Source organism: Serratia quinivorans (genome assembly GCF_946227985.1).
GTDB classification, from domain to species: Bacteria; Pseudomonadota; Gammaproteobacteria; order Enterobacterales; family Enterobacteriaceae; genus Serratia; species Serratia quinivorans_A.
On the sequence record NZ_CAMKGL010000001.1, the window covers coordinates 159,744 to 181,948 of the forward strand.

23 protein-coding genes are annotated in these 22,205 nt (G+C 55.7%); 17 read left to right on the forward strand and 6 right to left on the reverse strand.

Annotated features, from left to right (window positions below):
• Window positions 1–2 precede the first annotated feature (2 nt).
• From OCH02_RS00780 to hisP, 11 genes are all read left to right on the forward strand, one after another.
• The gene (locus tag OCH02_RS00780; RefSeq protein ID WP_261091442.1) at window positions 3–665 is read left to right on the forward strand and encodes a DedA family protein; all 663 of its coding nucleotides are present in this window, start codon (window positions 3–5) and stop codon (window positions 663–665) included.
• Window positions 666–895: 230 nt separating this feature from the next.
• Entirely contained in the window at window positions 896–1,804 is a 909-nt protein-coding gene (accD, locus tag OCH02_RS00785) for an acetyl-CoA carboxylase, carboxyltransferase subunit beta (RefSeq protein ID WP_135317370.1), read from the forward strand.
• Between the two features lie 152 nt (window positions 1,805–1,956).
• Window positions 1,957–3,219, forward strand: coding sequence for a bifunctional tetrahydrofolate synthase/dihydrofolate synthase (gene folC, locus OCH02_RS00790; protein WP_261429276.1), 1,263 nt, complete (start codon window positions 1,957–1,959; stop codon window positions 3,217–3,219).
• A complete protein-coding gene (gene dedD / locus OCH02_RS00795) occupies window positions 3,220–3,969 on the forward strand; it encodes a cell division protein DedD (protein WP_261429277.1) in 750 nt (249 codons plus the stop codon).
• A 232-nt stretch (window positions 3,970–4,201) separates the two neighbouring features.
• Window positions 4,202–4,702 (forward strand): colicin V production protein, encoded by a 501-nt coding sequence (gene cvpA, locus OCH02_RS00800; RefSeq protein ID WP_012146043.1) that lies wholly within the window; start codon window positions 4,202–4,204, stop codon window positions 4,700–4,702.
• A 21-nt stretch (window positions 4,703–4,723) separates the two neighbouring features.
• On the forward strand, window positions 4,724–6,241 hold the full coding sequence (gene purF / locus OCH02_RS00805; protein ID WP_012146042.1) for an amidophosphoribosyltransferase: 1,518 nt from the start codon (window positions 4,724–4,726) through the stop codon (window positions 6,239–6,241).
• 132 nt (window positions 6,242–6,373) lie between these two features.
• Window positions 6,374–6,946 (forward strand): UbiX family flavin prenyltransferase, encoded by a 573-nt coding sequence (locus OCH02_RS00810; protein ID WP_012146041.1) that lies wholly within the window; start codon window positions 6,374–6,376, stop codon window positions 6,944–6,946.
• 301 nt (window positions 6,947–7,247) lie between these two features.
• Window positions 7,248–8,030 carry a histidine ABC transporter substrate-binding protein HisJ gene (gene hisJ, locus OCH02_RS00815; protein ID WP_012146040.1) on the forward strand — a complete coding sequence of 261 codons (783 nt, stop codon included), beginning with the start codon at window positions 7,248–7,250 and terminating at the stop codon, window positions 8,028–8,030.
• An 85-nt stretch (window positions 8,031–8,115) separates the two neighbouring features.
• Complete coding sequence (locus tag OCH02_RS00820; protein ID WP_261091473.1) at window positions 8,116–8,802, forward strand: histidine ABC transporter permease HisQ; 687 nt, start codon at window positions 8,116–8,118, stop codon at window positions 8,800–8,802.
• The gene (locus tag OCH02_RS00825) at window positions 8,799–9,503 is read left to right on the forward strand and encodes an ABC transporter permease (RefSeq protein WP_012146038.1); all 705 of its coding nucleotides are present in this window, start codon (window positions 8,799–8,801) and stop codon (window positions 9,501–9,503) included. The genes OCH02_RS00820 and OCH02_RS00825 overlap by 4 nt, the downstream gene beginning before the upstream one ends.
• Before the next feature lie 18 nt (window positions 9,504–9,521).
• A complete protein-coding gene (gene hisP, locus OCH02_RS00830; RefSeq protein ID WP_012146037.1) occupies window positions 9,522–10,295 on the forward strand; it encodes a histidine ABC transporter ATP-binding protein HisP in 774 nt (257 codons plus the stop codon).
• A gap of 41 nt (window positions 10,296–10,336) precedes the next feature.
• Here the strand turns inward: hisP and OCH02_RS00835 are convergent, their stop codons facing one another.
• The 3 genes from OCH02_RS00835 to yfcG form a co-directional block, all read right to left on the reverse strand.
• Window positions 10,337–11,251 carry a TIGR01777 family oxidoreductase gene (locus OCH02_RS00835; RefSeq protein WP_261429278.1) on the reverse strand — a complete coding sequence of 305 codons (915 nt, stop codon included), beginning with the start codon at window positions 11,249–11,251 and terminating at the stop codon, window positions 10,337–10,339.
• A gap of 27 nt (window positions 11,252–11,278) precedes the next feature.
• Window positions 11,279–11,650, reverse strand: coding sequence for a dihydroneopterin triphosphate 2'-epimerase (folX, locus tag OCH02_RS00840; RefSeq protein ID WP_012146035.1), 372 nt, complete (start codon window positions 11,648–11,650; stop codon window positions 11,279–11,281).
• A 104-nt stretch (window positions 11,651–11,754) separates the two neighbouring features.
• On the reverse strand, window positions 11,755–12,384 hold the full coding sequence (gene yfcG, locus OCH02_RS00845) for a GSH-dependent disulfide bond oxidoreductase (RefSeq protein WP_261429280.1): 630 nt from the start codon (window positions 12,382–12,384) through the stop codon (window positions 11,755–11,757).
• Window positions 12,385–12,631: 247 nt separating this feature from the next.
• Between yfcG and yfcE the strand changes: the two genes are divergently transcribed.
• Window positions 12,632–13,183 carry a phosphodiesterase gene (yfcE, locus tag OCH02_RS00850; RefSeq protein WP_261429281.1) on the forward strand — a complete coding sequence of 184 codons (552 nt, stop codon included), beginning with the start codon at window positions 12,632–12,634 and terminating at the stop codon, window positions 13,181–13,183.
• 90 nt (window positions 13,184–13,273) lie between these two features.
• Complete coding sequence (gene yfcD / locus OCH02_RS00855) at window positions 13,274–13,831, forward strand: NUDIX hydrolase YfcD (RefSeq protein WP_012146032.1); 558 nt, start codon at window positions 13,274–13,276, stop codon at window positions 13,829–13,831.
• A 66-nt stretch (window positions 13,832–13,897) separates the two neighbouring features.
• Here the strand turns inward: yfcD and pta are convergent, their stop codons facing one another.
• Together pta and ackA are read right to left on the reverse strand one after the other, a co-directional pair.
• On the reverse strand, window positions 13,898–16,060 hold the full coding sequence (pta, locus tag OCH02_RS00860) for a phosphate acetyltransferase (RefSeq protein ID WP_261429282.1): 2,163 nt from the start codon (window positions 16,058–16,060) through the stop codon (window positions 13,898–13,900).
• Window positions 16,061–16,256: 196 nt separating this feature from the next.
• Window positions 16,257–17,459, reverse strand: a complete 1,203-nt coding sequence (ackA, locus tag OCH02_RS00865) for an acetate kinase (RefSeq protein ID WP_012146030.1) — start codon at window positions 17,457–17,459, stop codon at window positions 16,257–16,259.
• 354 nt (window positions 17,460–17,813) lie between these two features.
• Between ackA and yfbV the strand changes: the two genes are divergently transcribed.
• From yfbV to OCH02_RS00885, 4 genes are all read left to right on the forward strand, one after another.
• Window positions 17,814–18,269: a terminus macrodomain insulation protein YfbV gene (gene yfbV / locus OCH02_RS00870; protein WP_261429284.1), complete on the forward strand. Its 456-nt coding sequence runs from the start codon at window positions 17,814–17,816 to the stop codon at window positions 18,267–18,269.
• A gap of 147 nt (window positions 18,270–18,416) precedes the next feature.
• A complete protein-coding gene (locus OCH02_RS00875; protein WP_153859661.1) occupies window positions 18,417–18,911 on the forward strand; it encodes a YfbU family protein in 495 nt (164 codons plus the stop codon).
• A gap of 16 nt (window positions 18,912–18,927) precedes the next feature.
• Entirely contained in the window at window positions 18,928–19,584 is a 657-nt protein-coding gene (locus tag OCH02_RS00880) for a sugar phosphatase (RefSeq protein ID WP_261429285.1), read from the forward strand.
• Between the two features lie 98 nt (window positions 19,585–19,682).
• Complete coding sequence (locus OCH02_RS00885) at window positions 19,683–21,515, forward strand: SLC13 family permease (protein ID WP_261429286.1); 1,833 nt, start codon at window positions 19,683–19,685, stop codon at window positions 21,513–21,515.
• 30 nt (window positions 21,516–21,545) lie between these two features.
• Here the strand turns inward: OCH02_RS00885 and yfbR are convergent, their stop codons facing one another.
• The gene (gene yfbR, locus OCH02_RS00890; protein WP_017893493.1) at window positions 21,546–22,145 is read right to left on the reverse strand and encodes a 5'-deoxynucleotidase; all 600 of its coding nucleotides are present in this window, start codon (window positions 22,143–22,145) and stop codon (window positions 21,546–21,548) included.
• Window positions 22,146–22,205 lie beyond the last annotated feature (60 nt).

The following is a 22,205-nucleotide window of genomic DNA, read 5'->3' on the forward strand; positions in this document are numbered from 1 at the left end:
CTATGGACATCATCAAGTTTGTAATTGATTTTATTCTGCATATTGACGTGCATCTGGCCGAGCTGGTAGCGCAATACGGTATGTGGGTGTACGCCATTTTGTTCCTGATCCTGTTTTGCGAAACCGGGCTGGTGGTGACACCTTTCCTGCCGGGCGATTCTCTGTTGTTTGTTGCCGGTGCGCTGGCGGCATTGCCGACCAACGATCTGAATGTACATGCCATGGTCGCGTTGATGATAGGCGCGGCGATACTGGGCGATGCGGTGAACTACACCATTGGCCGGCTGTTCGGGGAAAAGCTGTTCAGTAATCCGAATTCGAAAATTTTCCGCCGCAGCTACCTGGATAAAACCCACCAGTTTTATGAAAAACACGGTGGGAAAACGATTATTCTGGCGCGATTTGTGCCGATCGTGCGTACATTTGCGCCGTTCGTTGCTGGTATGGGGCATATGTCCTATCGCCATTTTGCCGCCTACAACGTGATTGGTGCACTGGTTTGGGTGCTGCTCTTCACTTATGCTGGCTACCTCTTCGGCGATCTGCCGATCGTGCAGGAAAACCTGAAACTGTTGATCGTGGGTATCATCATTGTTTCAATTCTGCCGGGTGTCATTGAAATTTGGCGCCATAAGCGTGCGGCTGCCCGCCAGCAAAAACAGTAAAAACATCGCTTAACCTGTCGGTTCGACCAGTTTTTTGTCCACAGAGTCGGGCCGATATGGTTTAATGAGCGACATTTATGGTCTGTTCCTGTTAACAACCTTGAAACCTGTGCCTTGCTCGCGCGCATGCCGCGTTTTGCTCAGGCATTTTTTCATTGGTGTTCTCGGGGGGATTGTTAAAGCATGAACAGCGGACTGGCGTCTGCCAGGTTCAAACAGAAAGGTCATCGATGAGCTGGATTGAACGAATTCTTAACAAGAGCAATATCACCCAAACCCGCAAGGCAAGTATTCCTGAAGGGGTCTGGACTAAATGCGATAGCTGCGGTCAGGTTCTCTACCGCGCCGAGCTGGAGCGTAATCTGGAAGTGTGCCCGAAATGCGACCACCACATGCGCATGACTGCGCGTATGCGTCTGCATACCCTGCTCGATGAAGGCAGTGAAGTGGAGCTGGGCAGCGAACTGGAGCCGAAAGACGTTCTGAAGTTCAAGGATTCCAAAAAGTATAAAGACCGCCTGGTTGCCGCACAGAAAGCGACCGGTGAAAAAGACGCGCTGGTAGTAATGAAAGGCACGCTGTACGGCATGCCGATTGTCGCTGCTTCGTTCGAATTCGCCTTTATCGGCGGTTCCATGTCGTCCGTGGTCGGCGCGCGCTTTGTGCGTGCGGTTGAGCAGGCGCTGGAAGACAACTGTCCGCTGGTGTGTTTCTCAGCCAGTGGCGGTGCCCGTATGCAGGAAGCGCTGATGTCGCTGATGCAGATGGCGAAAACCAGTGCCGCACTGGCGAAACTGCAGGAACGCGGTCTGCCGTACATTTCGGTACTGACCGACCCGACCATGGGTGGCGTTTCCGCCAGTCTGGCTATGCTGGGTGATATCAATATCGCCGAGCCGAAAGCGCTGATCGGCTTTGCCGGCCCACGCGTTATCGAGCAGACGGTGCGTGAAAAACTGCCGCCGGGCTTCCAGCGCAGTGAGTTCCTGATTGAAAAAGGCGCGATCGACATGATCGTACGCCGTCCGGAAATGCGCCAGACTCTGGCGAGTATCCTTTCCAAGCTGACCAACCAGCCGCAGCCGCATTTCGATGAAGCCGCGCCGTTGTCCGAGCAGGAAAATCAGGCCGACGCCTGAGAGCAATAAGTTCCCCGCGCCGGTATCCATCGGCGCGGGGTTCAGCCGCCATTTTGTGGCTAAATGACGGCTGATAACGGAGAGCATCGCCTTTACCGCGGTGAGGGTGGTGCCCTGATGGATTAATGAACCCAAGTTCAGTGACGGGACTCATGCAAAACCACCAAATTCCCCAAGCCACGTCGCCATTGAGCTCGTGGCTTTTCTATCTGGAACGTCTGCACAGCCAGGCGATCGAACTCGGCCTGGAACGCGTACAGCGCGTTGCGGCGCATCTTGATTTACTCACTCCTGCACCGACGGTATTTACCGTAGCCGGTACCAATGGCAAAGGCACCACCTGTCGCACCCTAGAAACCATCCTGATGGCGGCCGGTTTGCGCGTTGGCGTCTACAGCTCGCCGCACCTGGTGCGTTATACCGAGCGGGTACGTATTCAGGGCGATGAACTGAGCGAGGCCGAACACTGCCGCTCGTTCGCCGCCATTGAAGCGGGCCGGGGTGATACTTCACTGACCTACTTCGAATTCGGCACCCTGTCGGCGCTGCAACTGTTCAAACAGGCTAAGCTTGACGTGGTGATCCTGGAAGTCGGACTCGGCGGCCGTCTGGATGCGACCAATATCGTCGATCCGAGCGTGGCGGTGGTGACCAGCATCGCGTTGGATCATACCGACTGGCTGGGCAACGATCGCGAAAGCATTGGCCGTGAAAAGGCCGGGATCTTCCGCAGCGGCAGACCGGCGGTGGTGGGTGAACCGGATATGCCGGCCACCATTGGGCAGGTAGCAGAAACGCTGGGTGCCCAACTGTATCGCCGTGGCGATGCCTGGAGCTTCAGCGAGCAGGGCGAACGCTGGCAGTGGCAAGGCGGCGGTACCTTGCTGACCGATTTGCCGATGCCCAACGTGCCGTTAGCCAATGCGGCAACGGCACTGGCGGCGCTGCATTTTTCTGCGTTGGAAATTGATGAGCGGGCAATCTTTACCGGCTTGCAGCAGGCGACATTGCCTGGACGTTTCCAGATTGTGCGACGCGATCCGATGCTAATCCTCGACGTGGCGCATAACCCCCACGCGGCAGGTTACCTGGCCGGGCGTCTGGCGACCTTACCGCGCAATGGCGGCAAGGTACGTGCGGTGGTGGGGATGTTGTCGGATAAAGACATCGCCGGTACGCTGGCCTGTCTGAGTGAGCAGGTCGATGAGTGGTATTGCGCGCCGCTGGACGGACCGCGCGGGGCCAGCGTCGAACTGTTGGCGCAATATTTGACGGAACCGCGGCAGTTTGCCGATGTCGAAACTGCCTGGCGTCAGGCTATGCAGGACGCAGATATTCAGGATATTGTGATCGTCTGTGGATCGTTCCACACCGTTGCACAGGTTATGGCGGCGTTAGACGAGTGGGGAGTGTGAGTGGCAAGTAAATTTCAAAACCGATTGGTCGGTACCGTGATTTTGGTCGCGCTGGGGGTGATTATCCTGCCAGGGCTGCTGGACGGTAAAAAGAAACATTATGAGGACGAATTCGCCGCAATTCCATTGGTGCCGAAGGCCGGTGATGTGGAAGAAAACGACGTCGTGCCGCCGGTAAGCCAACCGCTGCCGGCACAGCCGCCGGAAGGGGCAGGCGCACTGGTAGAGCAGCAGGCGGCCAATGAGGCAGCAGCGCAGCAGGCTGTCCGCCAGCCGACGCAGCAGCCGACGTTGGTGAACCCGCCGGTCGAAACCCGTCCACAACCGACGCCGCAGCCGCAGGTGAAGCCTAAACCGGTAGAAACCAAACCGGTGGAAGTGAAGCCAAAACCGGTACCGCAACCCAAACCGGTGGAGACGAAGCCGGTGGTGAAACCTGAGCCAACGCCAGTACCCAAGCCTGAGCCTGCACCCGTGCAGAAACCGGCGGAAGAGAAAGCGCCGGCAGGGCAGGCTTATGTGGTGCAGCTCGGTGCGCTGAAGAACGCTGCCAAGGTGAACGAGGTGGTGGCATCGCTCAGGCTGTCCGGCTACCGCGCCTTTACCGTGCCATCAACGCCGGTACAGGGTCAGATCACCCGGATCTACGTCGGCCCGGATGCCTCAAAACAGAAGCTGCAGTCTTCGCTGTCCGCGTTGAACTCGATCAGTGGTTTGAGCGGTCAGGTGAAGCCGTACGGCGTACGTTAAGATTATGGGGCGCAGTATGCTGTGCCCCATAATCGATACATGCCGATATAATCATTAAAAATAATGTGCCTTTCGTAGCTGAAATGGCCTATGTAGGCGCGGCGATTGGGAATTTTGTTATCGCCGCTTTTTATTTGTAGCGGGGCAGGAAAACCCCTACGCAAACGTTTACGTTTTCTGTTAGAATTCGCCGCGAAATGGATGCAGGGGCGATTCATCATTGGAATAGTTCATGGTCTGGATTGATTACGTCATTATAGCGGTGATTGGATTTTCGGCTCTGGTGAGCCTGATCCGAGGGTTTGTTCGCGAAGCATTGTCACTTGTGACATGGGGATGTGCGTTTTTTGTTGCCAGCCATTTCTACTCTTACCTTGCAGTCTACTTCACTCGTTTTGAAGATGAACTGGTGCGAAACGGCATCGCGATTGCCATCTTGTTTATCGCGACCCTGATCGTAGGCGCTATTGTTAACTATGTGATTAGCTCACTGGTAGAGAAAACCGGGTTATCAGGTACCGACCGGGTGCTGGGCGTCTGTTTTGGCGCACTGCGCGGCGTGTTGATCGTTTCGGCGATACTGTTTTTCCTGGATACCTTTACCGGTTTCTCACAAAGTACCGACTGGAAACAGTCGCAGCTGATCCCCCAGTTCAGTTACATCATCAGGTGGTTCTTTGACTACCTGCAGAGCACGTCGAGTTTCTTGCCGACCCATTTACCGGGGCGGTAGCGCTGATGAGGAAAAGACAACATGTGCGGTATTGTCGGTATCGCCGGTTTTATGCCGGTAAACCAGTCGATTTATGATGCGTTGATGGTGCTTCAGCACCGTGGCCAGGATGCCGCAGGCATCGTCACCATAGATGCCCATAATGGGTTCCGTCTGCGTAAGGCAAACGGTCTGGTGAAGGATGTGTTTGAGGCACGCCATATGCAGCGCTTGCAGGGCAACATGGGGATTGGCCATGTGCGCTACCCGACGGCTGGCAGCTCCAGTGCCTCAGAGGCTCAACCCTTCTATGTAAACTCGCCGTTCGGCCTGACGCTGGCCCACAACGGCAACCTGACCAACGCCCATGAGCTGCGCCAAAAGCTGTTTGAAAGCGGCCGCCGCCATATCAACACCACCTCCGATTCCGAGATCCTGCTGAACGTACTGGCCAGTGAGCTGGATCGTTTCCAACATTATCCGCTGGAATCCGACAACATTTTCACCGCCGTTGCCGCCATGCATCAGCAACTGCGTGGCGCTTACGCCTGCGTAGCGATGATCATCGGTCACGGTCTGCTGGCATTCCGTGACCCTAACGGTATCCGCCCGCTGGTGATCGGCAAGCGTCAGCTTGAAGATGGCCGCAATGAATATATGGTGGCTTCCGAGAGCGTCGCACTCGATACGCTGGGCTTCGAGTTCTTGCGTGATGTGGCGCCGGGCGAAGCGGTGTATATCACCGAGAAGGGCCAACTGTTCACTCGTCAGTGCGCAGAGAACCCGAAAACCAACCCGTGCCTGTTCGAATACGTCTATTTCGCTCGTCCGGACTCCTTTATGGACAAGATTTCGGTCTACAGCGCACGCGTGCGCATGGGGCAGAAGTTGGGTGAGAAGATTGCCCGCGAGTGGGAAGATTTGGACATCGACGTGGTGATCCCAATCCCGGAAACGTCCTGTGATATCGCGTTGGAAATCGCGCGTATCCTGGATAAGCCGTACCGTCAGGGTTTTGTGAAGAACCGCTATGTCGGCCGCACCTTTATTATGCCGGGCCAACAGGCGCGCCGTAAGTCGGTACGTCGCAAGCTGAACGCCAACCGTGCCGAGTTCCGCGACAAGAATGTGCTGTTGGTGGATGATTCCATCGTGCGCGGCACCACTTCAGAGCAGATCGTGGAGATGGCGCGTGACGCCGGGGCGAAACGAGTTTACCTGGCTTCCGCTGCGCCGGAAATTCGCTTCCCTAACGTCTACGGCATCGACATGCCGAGTGCCAATGAACTGATTGCTCATGGCCGTGAAGTAGACGAAATCCGCCAGATCATCGGTGCCGATGGTCTGATCTTCCAGGACCTGGACGATCTGATTGAAGCGGTACGCGAAGAGAACCCGGACATCACCCAGTTCGAGTGCTCGGTATTCAACGGTATCTACGTCACCAAAGACGTCGACCAGAGCTACCTTGAGTATCTGGAATCGCTGCGTAATGACGACGCCAAAGAAATACGTGGTCAGACCGAAGCGGAGAATCTGGAAATGCACAACGAAGGTTAATTTCCCCCCCTTGACCAAAACAGTGCACCGCGGCGTTCTCTGCGGTGCATTATCCCTCCCTGACTTGCTTATGCAGCCCCATTGCGGCAAAGTCTGCCTGATCCTATTTTTTCCTTGGCAGAGGCCAGCTTTATGAAACGACTCATCATCGGTATTTCCGGCGCCAGCGGCGCAATCTATGGCGTGCGTCTGCTACAGGTATTGCGTGACGTCGCAGAGGTGGAAACCCATTTGGTGATGAGTAATGCGGCGCGACAGACGCTGTCGCTGGAAACCGATCTCAGCCTGCGTGAAGTGCAGGCGCTGGCCGATGTGGTGCATGACTCGCGCGATATTGGCGCCAGCATTTCTTCCGGTTCGTTCAAAACGGCCGGCATGGTGATTTTGCCCTGTTCAATCAAAACCTTATCCGGTATTGCCAATAGCTACAGTGACGGTCTGCTGACGCGTGCCGCCGACGTGGTGCTGAAAGAACGCCGCCGGTTGGTGCTGTGCGTACGCGAAACCCCGTTACATCTTGGCCATTTGCGTCTGATGACTCAGGCGGCGGAAATGGGCGCAGTGATTATGCCGCCGGTACCGGCGTTTTATCATCGTCCTGCCAGCGTAGAAGACATCATCGATCAAACGGTAAACCGGGTGGTCGATCAGTTTGACATTGAATTACCGCAAGATTTATTTGCCCGCTGGCAAGGTGCCAATTAACAAATTTCTCCCCAATTTGGCACATTTGTGCAACACCGCACTGAATTAGGGCGGCGCATGCACCATAATGATCCCACTTCATCACGCTCACTGTTTCAAGGCTCTGGTATTTATCCATTGCCCGTGGCGCGGCCAACACTGGCCGATTTAATTTTGCGGTTATCGTCCCAGGAAACAGTTTTGTGAAGGCCGGAGCCGTTCCCTCCGCCTACAGCAACAAATGTGGCACGATTACTGCAAATTGATTTGGTGGAAAAGTAATGCCCGCAGTGGCATCAAAAAATCAATTTGAGGGTGATTTATGAAAAAGCTGGTTAAGGTTCTTCCTTTAGTCTTGGCTTTAAGCGCGGCAAGCAGCGCATTTGCCGCAGTACCATCAACGCTGAAGATCGGCACCGATCCGACCTATGCACCCTTTGAATCCAAAAATGCCAAGGGCGAGTTGGTCGGTTTTGATATCGATCTGGCCAAAGAGCTGTGCAAACGCATAAATACTAAATGTACCTTTGTGGAAAGCGATTTTGACGCGCTGATCCCGTCCCTGAAGGCGAAGAAAATTGACGCCATCATCTCTTCTTTGTCGATCACCGAAAAACGCCAGCAGGAAATTGCCTTCACCGACAAGCTGTATGCCGCCAACGCCCGCCTGATCGCGCCGAAAGGTTCCAAGCTGTTGCCTACCGTAGATGCGCTGAAAGGCAAGAGCGTCGGCGTGCTGCAGGGGACCACCCAGGAAGCCTATGCCAACGCCATGTGGCAGCCTAAGGGCATCACTGTCGTGCCTTATCAGAACCAGGATCTGGTGTACGCCGACCTGGCATCCGGCCGTATCGATGCCGCCTTCCAGGATGAAGTGGCAGGCAGCGATGGCTTCCTGAAACAGCCTCCAGGCAAGGACTATGCTTTTGCCGGTGAATCGGTGAAGGATGACAAATTCTTCGGCGTGGGCACCGGAATGGGCCTGCGCAAGACCGATACCGAACTGAAGGCGGCGCTGGATAAAGCCTTTGCTGAAATGCGCAAAGACGGCACTTACGACAAGTATGCGAAGAAATATTTCGACTTTGACGTCTACGGCGGTTAATGCCGCATACCGTTCCATGTTGTGACTACGGGGCTGGCCCGCCGGCCCCGATGGTTCGGGATCCAATGACGACAGGGTGAAGTAAATGCTGCAAGGCTATTCCCAATTGATATTAGAGGGGGCTCTGGTGACGCTGGAGCTGGCCCTCAGTTCCGTACTGCTGGCGCTGGTCATCGGTTTGATCGGTGCCGGCGGCAAGCTTTCCCAAAATCGCCTGCTTTCTACCGTGTTTGGCGCTTATACCACGCTGATCCGTGGCGTACCCGATCTGGTGCTGATGCTGCTGATTTTCTACGGCCTGCAAATTGCGCTCAACAACCTCACCGAACTGCTTGGCTTCTCGCAAATCGATATTGATCCGCTCAGCGCGGGCATCATCACCCTCGGGTTTATTTACGGTGCCTATTTCACTGAAACCTTTCGCGGTGCCTATATGGCGGTGTCGAAGGGGCAGATCGAAGCGGCAACGGCCTACGGCTTCACCGGTTCACAAATTTTCCGCCGCATTCTGTTCCCTGCGATGATGCGCTTTGCCCTGCCGGGCATAGGCAACAACTGGCAGGTGATCCTGAAGGCCACGGCGCTGGTGTCTATTCTGGGCCTCAATGACGTGGTGAAAGCTACTCAATTGGCCGGTAAAGGCACCTATCAGCCGTTCTTCTTTGCGATCGTGGCCGGTGTGGTTTATCTGGTGTTCACTACCGTTTCCAACGGTGTGCTGCTGTGGCTTGAACGGCGTTATTCCCTGGGCGTCCGGAGGGCTGAGCTATGATCGAAATTTTACAACAGTATTGGCAATCGCTGCTGTGGAGCGACGGTTACCGTTTCACCGGGGTCGCCGTCACCCTGTGGCTGCTGATTTCCTCGGTGGTAATGGGCGGTTTGCTGGCGATCCCGATGGCGGTGGCACGCGTTTCCTCCATCACCTGGGTGCGTTTCCCCGTGTGGCTCTACACCTATATATTCCGTGGTACGCCACTGTACGTGCAGTTGCTGGTGTTTTACTCCGGTATGTACAGCCTGGAAATCGTGCGTGGGACAGACTTCCTCAACGCCTTCTTCCGCAGCGGGCTTAATTGCACCATTTTGGCGCTAACGCTGAACACCTGTGCCTACACCACCGAGATCTTCGCCGGGGCGATACGCTCGGTGTCGCACGGTGAAATCGAAGCGGCCAATGCTTACGGTTTCTCTCGCTTCAAAATGTACCGCTGTATCATTTTGCCTTCAGCACTGCGCACCGCGCTGCCGGCTTACAGCAATGAAGTGATCCTGATGCTGCACTCGACCGCGCTGGCGTTCACCGCCACCGTGCCTGACCTGCTGAAGATAGCGCGAGATATCAATGCGGCGACCTACCAGCCGTTCTATGCCTTTGGCATTGCAGCGGTGCTGTATCTGATCATCTCTTACGGATTAATCAGCCTGTTCCGCAAGGCGGAAAAGCGCTGGATGGCACACGTTAATCACTGATAATGACGGGAACCTACTATGTCTGAGAATAAATTAGCCGTCACCGAACTGCATAAACGCTATGGCGAGCACGAAGTGCTGAAAGGCGTCTCGCTGGCGGCCAACGCAGGGGATGTGATTAGCATCATCGGGTCTTCCGGCTCCGGTAAAAGTACCTTTTTGCGCTGCATTAACTTCCTGGAGAAGCCAAGTGAAGGCGCCATCAGCCTGAACAACGAAGATATTCGCATGGTGCGCGACAAGGACGGCCAGCTCAAGGTCTTCGATAAGAAACAACTGCAGTTACTGCGCACTCGCCTGACCATGGTGTTCCAGCATTTTAACCTGTGGAGCCACATGACGGTGCTGGAGAACGTGATGGAGGCACCGGTGCAGGTTCTGGGGCTAAGCAAGACCGAGGCGCGTGAGCGCGCGATACGTTATCTGGACAAGGTGGGGATCGACGAGCGTGCCCGTGGTAAATATCCGGTGCACCTGTCCGGCGGCCAGCAACAGCGCGTGTCGATCGCACGGGCGTTGGCGATGGAACCGGAGGTGTTGTTGTTTGACGAACCGACCTCGGCACTGGATCCGGAACTGGTGGGCGAAGTGCTGCGCATCATGCAGAAGCTGGCGGAAGAAGGCAAAACCATGGTGGTGGTGACGCACGAAATGGAGTTTGCACGCCATGTTTCCAGCCACGTGATCTTCCTGCACAAAGGGTTGATCGAAGAACAGGGGCCACCGGCTGAGCTGTTCGGCAATCCGAAAAGTCCTCGCCTGCAGCAGTTCCTTTCCGGCGCGTTAAAATAATGGGTTTTTGGGGCCAGAACTTTCTGGCCCCAATAGGCTCTTCAGCGGGCTGCGCCCCGCTGATTAATCACATCATCCAATGCCTGTTCCAACTCCAAAAAGCGGAAGCTGAAACCGGCTTCTTCCAGCCTTTTCGGTACCGCTCGTTGCCCACCCAGCACCAATACCGCCGCTTCACCCATCAATAAACGCATGGCAAAGGCCGGCACGCGTAAAAACGCAGGTCGGTCGAGCACGTTGGCGAACTGAGCGGCAAACTGTTCGTTGTGAACCGGGTAAGGGGCCACCATATTAAATGGCCCTTGCAGGGTGTGGTGATTCAGTAAATAGACGATGCCGTCGACCATGTCTTCCAGGTGGATCCACGGCAGATATTGGCGGCCGTCGCCTATGGGGCCGCCCAGTCCAAGGCGGAATGGCGGTAACATTTTAGCCAACGCGCCGCCTTTGGCTGCCAGCACCACGCCGGTACGAAGCAGACAGACGCGGGTAGCCTCGCTTTGCGCTTGCAGCGCCAGAGACTCCCAGCGTTGGCACAGCTGATGGGTGAACTCGTCATGCGGGGCTTCGTCTTCGGTGACTACCGCCTGGCCCTGATCGCCATAATAGCCGGTTGCGGAACCGGAAATCAGCACGCCGGGCGGTGTGCTAGCGGCGTTAATCAGCTTGGCCAATTGTTCGGTCAGATCCCAGCGGCTGTGGCACAGGCGTTCTTTCTGCGCTTTGCTCCAGCGCTTGTCGGCGATAGGCTCACCGGCCAGGTTGATGACGGCGTCAAAACCGTCCAGTGAGGGCTTGTCCTGCAGCGTTGACCAGTAGCTGACCTGCTCGCCAAAGCGCTCACGTGCGCGTTGCACGTTGCGGCTCAGCACCGTAATTTGATGAGAAAGGCCCAGCAGCCGTTGCGTCAGGCTGCTCCCTATCAATCCTGTGGCGCCGGTTATCAGGACTCGCATGGTCGATTCTCCCTGAAACGGTGGTTTTCAGGCCCGGCGATAGCTCATGGTCATCGAAACCGAGTCGGCGTAGCGCAGGGCCAATAGTTTATCTATCTCCACTTCAGCATAGGTTACCCAGGCGTGTTGTTTCACGATATCGAGCACATCCTGAGTTAATTTTTCCAGCAGGGCGAAGCGGTTATCTTCCACGTGACGAATGATGGCCTTGGTGATGGTGCGGTAGTTGAGCGCGTCGTCGATATTTTCACTGTCGCGCGCCTTATCCGCCGGGTAGTGGATCACCACGTTAATCAGGATGTCCTGACGGTTGTTGATTTCTTCTTCCTTGATACCGATGAATGTACGCAACCGCAGATTTTTTATACGAATAATGGCGTCGGGTTGACTGAATGACATCAGAGAATCTCCACAGGTCTGATTATTGGTGCTCAGAATACACGGAAAGCAGGGAAATGATAACGAGCCGGGGGAAACTCCCCGGAGGCCGGGGAGTCGGAAAATTAACCCTGCTCAGCCAGCTTGTAGGCACGCTCGGTTGCCGGGCGGTTGCTGATGCGTTCGAACCAGTTGCGTACCGCCGGATAATCCGCCAGATCGATGCGCTGACGCGGGTGTGACACTACCCAGGGATAAGTGGCGATATCGGCAATGCTGTAGTTGTCACCGCCCAGATAAGGGTGCTTTTGCAGCTCGGCTTCCAGTACCGCATACAGACGTTTGGTTTCCAGGTGATAACGTTCGATGGCATAGGGCACCGGCTGCGGCGCGTAGTGGTTGAAGTGGTGGTTTTGCCCCAGCATCGGCCCAAAGCCCGCCACCTGCCAGAACAGCCACTGTAGCGTGGCTGCACGCTCGCGTAGCCCTTTGCTCAGCAGCTTGCCGGTTTTCTCCGCCAGATACAGCAGAATTTCGCCGGATTCGAAAAGGCTGATTGGCGTACCGCCATCGACCGGCTGATGGTCGACGATCGCCGGAATTTTGTTGTTGGGTGAAATGCTCAGAAAATCCGACTTGAACTGATCGCCGGCGCTGATATTTACGCGGTGGATACGGTAGGGTAAGCCAACCTCCTCCAGAAACAGGGTAATTTTGTGACCATTGGGAGTAGGCGCGTAATACAGGTCAATCATGTTGCCTCCTGCGGTAAGGTGATCTGTAAGTCATTACACGTTGTTGCGGTCTTCGCCGCGCACAAAGGTATATCAGAGATCTTTATATAGGGTACCAACAATAGCAGCTAAGAATAGCAGGCTATGTGAGATTCGTCCGATGCTATCGCCACAAGATGCATTACAATTTTCTGCAGGCACATCTGTGGGTTGTCGCGCAGCGATGGCGCGCTAAAATAGGGCCTATTTGCTTATCAGGGACAAGGTTATGAAGCTGATATTTGCCTCGGATATACATGGTTCGCTTCCCGCCACCGAAAGCCTGTTGGCGCGTTTTGAACAAAGCGGCGCCGACTGGCTGATCCTGCTGGGTGATTTGCTGAATCATGGGCCGCGCAATGCACTGCCGCTGGGGTATCAGCCAGCGCAGGTTGCCGAACAATTGAATCGCTATAGCGACAAGATCATCGCCGTTCGCGGCAACTGCGACAGTGAAGTCGATCAGATGCTACTGTCTTTCCCTATCACTGCGTCTTGGCAGCAGGTGCTATTACAAAAAAGACGATTGTTTTTAACCCACGGTCACCTTTATCATCCCTCGGCACTGCCACCGTTATCTGCCGGTGATGTGCTGGTCTATGGACACAGCCATTTGCCGCAGGCGGAACGGCAGGGGGATATTTACTGCTTTAATCCAGGCTCGGTCAGCATTCCGAAAGGGGGCTTTCCTGCCAGCTATGGCATACTGGAGGACGGCGTTTTAAGTGTGGTCACTTTGCTCGGCGGCAAGGCTGTTGCAGAGGTGGCATTAACGCACTAATTTATACACACACAATAAAAATCTTTGAAAAACACTCATTGATTAACCAGTGCGCGGGATGCATCGCGCCAAAATAGAAGGTTTTAGAGGATGGCGGAACAGGATCAGGCTGCAGATACCGAGTGGGTTGATATCGTCAACGAGCAAAACGAAGTGATTGCTCAATCCAGTCGCCAACAGATGCGTGCCCAACGGCTGCGTCATCGTGCTACCTATATTGTGGTGCATGATGGAATGGGAAAAATTCTGGTGCAGCGTCGCACCGATATTAAAGATTTCTATCCGGGCTGGCTGGACGCCACTGCGGGTGGGGTAGTACAGAGCGGCGAGAACGTGCTGGATTCTGCCCGTCGCGAAGCGGAAGAGGAGCTGGGCATTGCCGGCGTGCCTTTCGCCGAACACGGCCTGTTCTACTTCGAAGAAGATCAGTGCCGGGTATGGGGCGCATTGTTCAGTTGCGTATCGCACGGCCCGTTTGCCCTGCAGGAAGAAGAAGTGGTTGAGGTGAGCTGGCTGACGCCGGAAGAAATCACCGCACGCTGCGACGAATTCACGCCGGATTCGCTAAAAGCGCTGTCGCTGTGGCTGACGCGCAACAACGAACAGGCTTATGGCAAGCCGCTACGCGATAGCGATGAAAATGCCTGATGTGTTCGCGCAAATAAAAAAACCGGTCAATTGACCGGTTTTTTTTATCTGATAATTCAGAAATTATCAGGCTTTGGCTGCTGCTGCATCAGCCTGGGAAGACTGGATGGCGGTCAGCGCCACGGTGTAAACGATATCGTCTACCAGTGCGCCACGCGACAGGTCGTTCACCGGCTTGCGCATGCCTTGCAGCATTGGCCCGATGGACACCAGATCAGCAGAACGCTGTACCGCTTTGTAGGTGGTGTTACCCGTGTTCAGATCCGGGAAGATGAACACGGTAGCCTGGCCTGCAACCGGCGAGTTAGGTGCCTTGGACTTGGCTACGTCAGCCATGATCGCGGCGTCATACTGCAACGGACCGTCGATGATCAGGTCAGGACGTTTTTCCTGCGCCAGGCGGGTTGCTTCACGCACTTTTTCAACGTCGCTGCCTGCACCTGAGTTACCGGTGGAGTAGGAGATCATCGCTACGCGTGGTTCGATGCCGAAGGCGGCAGCAGAGTCGGCTGACTGAATGGCGATCTCAGACAGCTGCTCGGCGGTTGGATCCGGGTTGATCGCACAGTCGCCGTACACCAGAACCTGGTCAGGCAGCAGCATGAAGAACACGGAGGACACCAGCGAGCTGCCCGGTGCGGTTTTGATCAGCTGCAGCGGTGGACGAATGGTGTTGGCGGTGGTGTGAACCGCGCCGGAAACCAGCCCGTCAACTTCGCCTTTCTCCAGCATCAGGGTGCCGAGAACCACGTTGTCTTCCAGTTGCTCACGCGCAACCACTTCGGTCATGCCCTTGCTCTTGCGCAGCTCAACCAGACGCGGCACATACTGTTCGCGGACGGCGACCGGATCAACAATCTCGATGCCTTTGCCCAGTTCAACGCCCTGAGCGGCAGCAACGCGCTGGATCTCTTCCGGATTACCCAACAGCACGCATTCTGCGATACCACGTTCGGCACAGATAGCCGCCGCTTTCACGGTACGTGGTTCGTCGCCTTCAGGCAGCACGATGCGTTTGCCGGCTTTACGTGCCAGTTCGGTCAGCTCGTAACGGAACGCTGGTGGTGACAGACGACGTGAACGCTCGGAGGTGGCGGTCAGAGACTCGATCCACTCGGCGTTGATGTGGCTGGCCACGTAGTTCTGCACTTTCTCGATGCGCTGGTGGTCATCCGCCGGCACTTCGAGGTTAAAGCTTTGCAGGCTGAGCGAGGTCTGCCAGGTGTTGGTTTCAACCATAAATACCGGCAGGCCGGTCTGGAAGGCACGTTCACACAGCTTTCTGATAGGTTCGTCGATGGCATAGCCACCGGTCAGCAGGATAGCGCCGATCTCTACGCCATTCATTGCTGCCAGACAGGCAGAAACCAGCACGTCAGGTCGGTCTGCCGAAGTTACCAGCAGTGAACCCGGACGGAAGTGTTCCAGCATGTGCGGGATGCTGCGCGCACAGAAAGTCACCGACTTCACGCGGCGGGTCATGATGTCGCCTTCATTGACCACAGAGGCCTTCAGGTGACGGGCCATGTCGATAGCGCGGGTGGCGATCAGATCGAAGCTCCACGGCACGCAACCCAGTACTGGCAGCGGGCTGTTGGCGAACAGCTGCGCCGGGTCAACGTTGGTCACGCTGGCCTTGGTGGAATCGTCGAAGATTTCGGACAGGTCAGGACGGGTGCGGCCCTGCTCGTCAACCGGGGCGTTCAGCTTGTTGATGATCACGCCGGTGATGTTTTTGTTTTTGCTGCCGCCGAAGCTGCTGCGCGCCAGTTCGATACGCTCTTTCAACTGTGCCGGGGAATCGTTGCCCAGCGCCAGCACGAAGACGATTTCCGCATTCAGCGTTTTGGCGATTTCATAGTTCAGCGCGTTGGCGAACTGGTGCTTACGGGTCGGCACCAGGCCTTCGATCAGCACCACTTCTGCGTCTTTGGTGTTCTCGTGGTAGCGAGCCACGATCTCTTCCATCAGCACGTCTTGCTGGTTGGAGCTCAATAGGCCCTCAACGTAGCTCATGCGCAGTGGTTCTGCCGCCGTGATGGTGGAGTTGCTGCTGCGGATGATGGTGGTGGTCTGGTCGAGCGAATCGCCGCCAGTACGTGGCTGTGCGATAGGTTTGAATACGCTCAGGCTAACGCCTTTTTGCTCCATGGAGCGAATGACACCCAGGCTGACGCTGGTCAGGCCGACGCTGGTGCCAGTGGGGATCAACATAATAGTACGTGACACAGAATAGTCCTCTTCACGATTTAACATGAGGCTATAGCCAAAATAATTGAAGTTGCAGCTAGGCGGCAAACGCATGAGGCCTGGGAGTTTAGATAACTAAATGACCAGGGTGAACGCGTGCAGTCAACGTGGCTGCGGCTTCAAGTATGAAGGCTAAAACAGCACCGTCAGCCTGGGCTGACGGTGTCGGAGTGCGTTACGCGGTCAGACGGGATGCGTCTTGCGCGATGACCAACTCTTCGTTGGTCGGGATAACCAGCGCCAGACGGCTACCGTCTTTGGTGATGGCACCGGATTTACCGAAGCGAGCAGCCATGTTGCGCTCGTGGTCAATCTCGAAGCCCAGCAGGCCCAGTTTGTTCAGGGTCAGCTCACGCACCATACCGGCGTTTTCACCGATACCGCCGGTGAAGATAACCGCGTCCAGACGGCCGTCCATCAGTGCGCTGTAGGCACCGATGTATTTGGCCAGGCGGTGGCAGAATACGTCCATCGCACGTTTGGCGTCGGCTTTGCTTTCGTAGTTGTCTTCAACATAACGGCAGTCGCTGGTGACTTCGGTCAGGCCCAGCAGACCGGACTCTTTGGTCAGCATTTTGTTGATTTGATCAACGCTCATGCCCAGGGAGTCGTGCAGGTGGAAGATGATGGCCGGATCGATGTCACCACTGCGGGTGCCCATGACCAGGCCTTCCAGTGGGGTCAGACCCATGGAGGTGTCAACGCATTTGCCGTTGCGCACTGCGGTAACGGAACCGCCGTTGCCCAGGTGGCAGGTGATCAGGTTGACTTCTTCAACCGGCTTGTTCAGGGCCTTGGCCGCTTCCTGAGTGACGTAGAAGTGGCTGGTGCCGTGTGCGCCATAGCGACGAACGCTGTGGTCGCGGTACAGGCTGTACGGCAGGGCGTACAGGTAGGATTCTTCCGGCATGGTCTGGTGGAATGCGGTGTCGAACACGGCAACGTTTTTATCCGCCAGTTTAGGGAAGGATTTCAATGCCTCGGCGATACCGATCAGGTGCGCCGGGTTATGCAGTGGTGCAAATGGCACCGAATCTTTGATACCCTGCAGAACTTCGTCGTTGATCACGGCAGAAGCGGTAAACTTCTCGCCGCCGTGCACAATACGGTGACCGATAGCGGTCAGCTGTGCAGAAAGCTCAGGTTTTTGTGCCAGAATAGTATTAACAATGTAGTTCAGTGCTTCGCTGTGCGCAGCGCCGGCACCCAAAGCCGCTTCGTGTTTGGCGCCGTCCATCTTCCATTTGAGGCGAGCCTCAGGCAGGTGGAAACATTCGGCCAGGCCGGAGAGGTGTTCTTCACCGTTGACAGCATCGATGATAGCGAACTTCAGGGAAGAACTGCCGCAGTTCAGGACCAGTACTAGCTTACTCGACATGGAAGTACCTACTTAAATAGTTCGTGTTGTTAAAGGAAAGACCAAAACACGTGGTGAATTAATCGTCAATCAGACAACAAGCGTAGCGCATAATGCCGTTGACATTTATGATTAACATCATGTGAATCGAACAAACCACATGACGATGAAAAAACCGATGATTTCTCTGCGGTTTAAATAATCTTGATTTTTATAGGGCTAAAAGTTGACAGAATTCTTGTCATCTTCTACCGGCCAAAAGGCCGGCTTAGGATACCGATAGCCTGAGGCAAACACAAAATAAATTTAAAGCTTCAACTTTTTTAGTATTGTGTTGGCTGTGTCCTTATTTTCTTTATGACGTTGAGGTACGCGATGACGAGCAAACCGTCCGGTTCCGTAAGCTGGTTTCAGGTCTTCCAGCGCGGGCAGCATTATATGAAAACCTGGCCGTCAGACAAACGTCTGGCTCCGGTCTTTCCGGAGAATCGCGTTGCGAGTGCCACCCGTTTTGCCGTCCGCTTTATGCCGCCGCTGGCGGTGTTTACCCTGACCTGGCAGATAGCCATGGGCGGCCAGCTTGGCCCGGCCATCGCCACTGCACTGTTCGCCTGCAGCATGCCGATGCAGGGGTTGTGGTGGTTGGGGCGCCGTTCGGTTACCCCGTTGCCGCCAACGCTGCTGCAATGGTTCCATGAAGTGCGTAACAAGCTGAAGGAAGCCGGCCAGGCAGTCGCGCCGGTAGAAGGCACGCCGACCTATCAGGCGTTGGCGGATCTGCTGAAACGCGCTTTCAAGCAGTTGGATAAAACCTTCCTGGATGATCTGTAACTTCAAAAATGGCCGCATTGATTGCGGCCTTGTTACCCGTTCCGGCCAATAACCCCGGTTTAAATCAAAGAACCGGCGAGTTGTGATTTCCTGCGATATTGCGCTGTGCGATGCTTCCGCCATAAGTAATTTATCGAGGAAATTATGATGGAAATGACCCACGCCCAACGGCTGATCCTGTCGAACCAATACAAGATGATGACCCTGCTGGACCCGGATAACGCCGAGCGTTATCGCCGTCTGCAAACTATTATCGAACGCGGTTTTGGCCTGCAAATGCGCGAGCTGGATCGTGACTTTGGCGAAATGAGCGAAGACGTGTGCCGCACCATTATCAACGTGATGGAAATGCACCATGCGCTGCAGGTTTCCTGGGACAACCTGAAAGAAAAACAGGGAATTGAGGCACGCCGCCTGGCGTTTCTCGGTTTTGATGCCGCGACTGAAGCGCGTCACCTGAGCTATGTGCGTTTCCTGGTGACCACGGAAGGGCGCTATACTCATTTCGATTCCGGCAGCCACGGCTTTAATGCCCAAACCAAAATGTGGGAAAAGTACCAGCGGATGCTGGCCATCTGGCTGTCATGCCCACGCCAGTATCATCTGAGCGCCGTAGAGATAGCGCAAATTATCAATGCCTGATTAAAAGAGGTTTCCTGTGGAGTGTAAGGGTTTTCTGTTCGATCTTGATGGGACGTTGGTTGATTCACTGCCGGCGGTAGAGCGCGCCTGGATTAACTGGGCCAAACGCCGCGGCATTAATCCGCAGGACGTACTGGATTTTATTCACGGTAAACAGGCCATTACTTCGTTGCGTCACTTTATGCCGGGTGAAAGTGAGGCGGCCATTCAGCAGGAATTTCTGCTGCTGGAGCAGGTGGAAGCGCAGGACACCGACGGCGTCACGGCATTACCGGGGGCCGCTGCCTTGCTCGAGTGCCTCAATCGCCTCGATATCCCATGGGCGATCGTTACCTCAGGGTCGATCCCGGTTGCCAGCGCCCGCCGTAACGCCGGTGGTTTGCCGCAGCCGGAGGTGTTCATTACCGCCGAGCAGGTGAAGCATGGCAAGCCGCAGCCGGATGCCTATTTACTGGGCGCCGAGCGCCTGGGGTTGGCACCACAGGATTGTGTGGTGGTGGAGGACGCCGCCGCAGGTATTCTTTCCGGGCTGGCCGCGGGCTGCCAGGTGATTGCGGTCAATGCGCCGGCCGATGCACCCAAGCTGGAGCAAGTCGATCTGTTACTGTCGTCGCTTGAACAGATTGCGGTAAGTAAAACCGAGCAGGGTGCGACGATTAGCCTGGTGGCATAACGGCCCTATCTTCACCCTAATTGATTAGACCCCGCATCGGCGGGGTTTTTTTATGCTAATTTTTAAGCCCTTGGATATCTCTGTCGGATGAGGCCGTTTTGAACAGCGAATTACTGTGGGTGCTGAGTTTACTGTTGATTGCCATCGTGCTGTTCACCACCAACAAACTGCGTATGGACGTAGTGGCGTTACTGGTGATCATCGCCTTTGTGCTGAGCGGCACGCTGACCCTGTCGGAGGCCACGGTGGGCTTCAGCGACCCCAACGTGATCCTGATCGCCGCGCTGTTCGTGATTGGTGAAGGGTTGGTGCGCACCGGCGTGGCTTACCAGGTGGGAGACTGGCTGGTGAAGGTGGCCGGCAGTAGCGAAACCAGGATGCTGATGTTGCTGATGGTCACCGTGGCCGGTCTCGGGGCTTTTATGAGTTCGACAGGCGTGGTGGCGATCTTTATCCCGGTGGTGCTCAGCGTGGCGGCGCGGATGAAAATTCCCCCCGGCAGGTTGATGATGCCGCTGAGTTTTGCCGGTTTAATTAGCGGCATGATGACGCTGGTGGCGACGCCGCCGAACATGGTGGTGAACAGTGAACTGGTGCGCGAGGGCATTGGCGGCTTTGGCTTCTTTGCCGTGACGCCGGTCGGCCTGGCGGTGCTGGTGCTGGGCGTGGGGTATATGCTGGTGGCGCGGCGCTGGCTGGGCAATGACGACGGTGATAAAACGCGTGAAACCTGGCAGCGCCGTACCTTCCGAGATCTGATCCGCGACTATAAGCTGACCGGCCGTGCCCGTCGGCTGGCGCTGCGCAGCGGCTCGCCGCTGGTAGGTCATTCGCTGGATGAGTTGCATCTGCGTGCCCGCTACGGTGCCAACGTGGTGGGGATTGAACGCTGGAAGCGCTTCCGGCGGGTGATGGTCAGCGCGTCCGGCAGCACCGAACTGCGTGAAGGGGATGTGCTGCTGCTCGACATGTCGGACAGCCAGGTCGATTTGCGCGAGTTCTGCAGCGAGCAGCAGCTGGAGCCGATGGTTCTGCGCGGCGATTATTTCTCTGAGCAGTCGCGTAACGTCGGCATGGCGGAAGTCTCGTTGATCCCCGATTCAACGTTGTTGGGCAAAAGCCTGCGCGAATCCACTTTCCGTAGCCGTTATGATTTGAACGTGGTCGGTATTCGCCGCAATGGCGAAACCCTGGCTGGCAAGCTGGTGGATGAGCCCCTGGCGTTGGGCGATATTCTGTTGGTGATCGGCGACTGGAAGGCGATCCGCCAGTTGCAGGCGAAAACCCATGATTTTATCGTGCTCCATCTGCCGGCCGAAGTGGACGAAGTGGCACCGGCCATCACCCAGGCGCCGCATGCCTTGTTCTGCCTGGCACTGATGGTGGCGATGATGCTGACCGATGAGATCCCCAACCCGATCGCCGCGCTGATTGCCTGTCTGCTGATGGGCAAGTTCCGCTGCATCGACATGGAAAGCGCCTATAAATCGATACACTGGCCGAGCATTATCTTGATTGTCGGTATGATGCCGTTTGCCCAGGCGTTGCAAAAAACCGGCGGGGTAGATTTGATCGTGCGTGGGTTAATGGACGTGGCCGGAGATGCCGGGCCGCGGGTGATGCTGGTGTGCCTGTTTGCGCTGTGCGCCACTATTGGCCTGTTTATCTCCAATACCGCCACTGCCGTACTGATGGCACCGATCGCCATTGCCGCTGCGCGCGAAATGGGCGTTTCGCCGTATCCCTTCGCCATGATTATTGCCATCGCTGCCTCGGCGGCGTTTATGACGCCGGTTTCTTCACCGGTGAACACGTTGGTGTTGGGGCCGGGGAATTATAAGTTTGGGGATTTCGTGCGTATCGGCGTGCCGTTCACGCTGTTGGTGATGTTGGTCAGCGTGATTATTGTGCCCTGGCTATATGCATTTTGATTAACGGCGCAGCGTGCTGCGCCATGAAAATTACAGGGAAGAGTCCAGGCTGATTTCATCCAGTGACAGGCTGAAGCTGGGGATAAACACCTTCATGAAATAATCCATCTCCGGGCTGCTGCGTTGTTGCAGGGTCTTTTCCAGCCGCGCTTTTGCCAGCTTGAATTCGTTATTGCCGGCAGATAACTCCTCCAGACATTTCAGGTAGGCGCACAGCGCATCGGCCTGTTTCACCACCAACTTTTCGTCTTCGGTATAATAGTGTTCATCGAGGATCGAGCGGAAGTCGTTACGCAATTCTTCCGGGATCATATCCAGCAGTTTCTGCTGGGCAATCTTTTCGATCTTCTTGTACTCGTGGGCGATCTGCGGATTGTAGTATTTGATTGGCGTCGGCATATCGCCGGTAATCACTTCGCTGGCATCGTGGTACATCGCCAGCAGGGCGACGCGATCGGCGCTCAGGTTGCCATTGAACTTGCGGTTTTTGATCACCGCCAGCGCATGGGCAACGAATGCCACCTGCAGGCTGTGCTCGGAAACGTTCTCGGTGCGGACATTGCGCATCAGCGGCCAGCGGTTAATCAGTTTCAAGCGTGACAGATGGGCAAAAAAGTGGCTCTGGCTCATGGTGCTCTCTTTTACAACGGCAAGTGAGGACTCCATTGTGAGCAGTGGCAGCAGGTTATG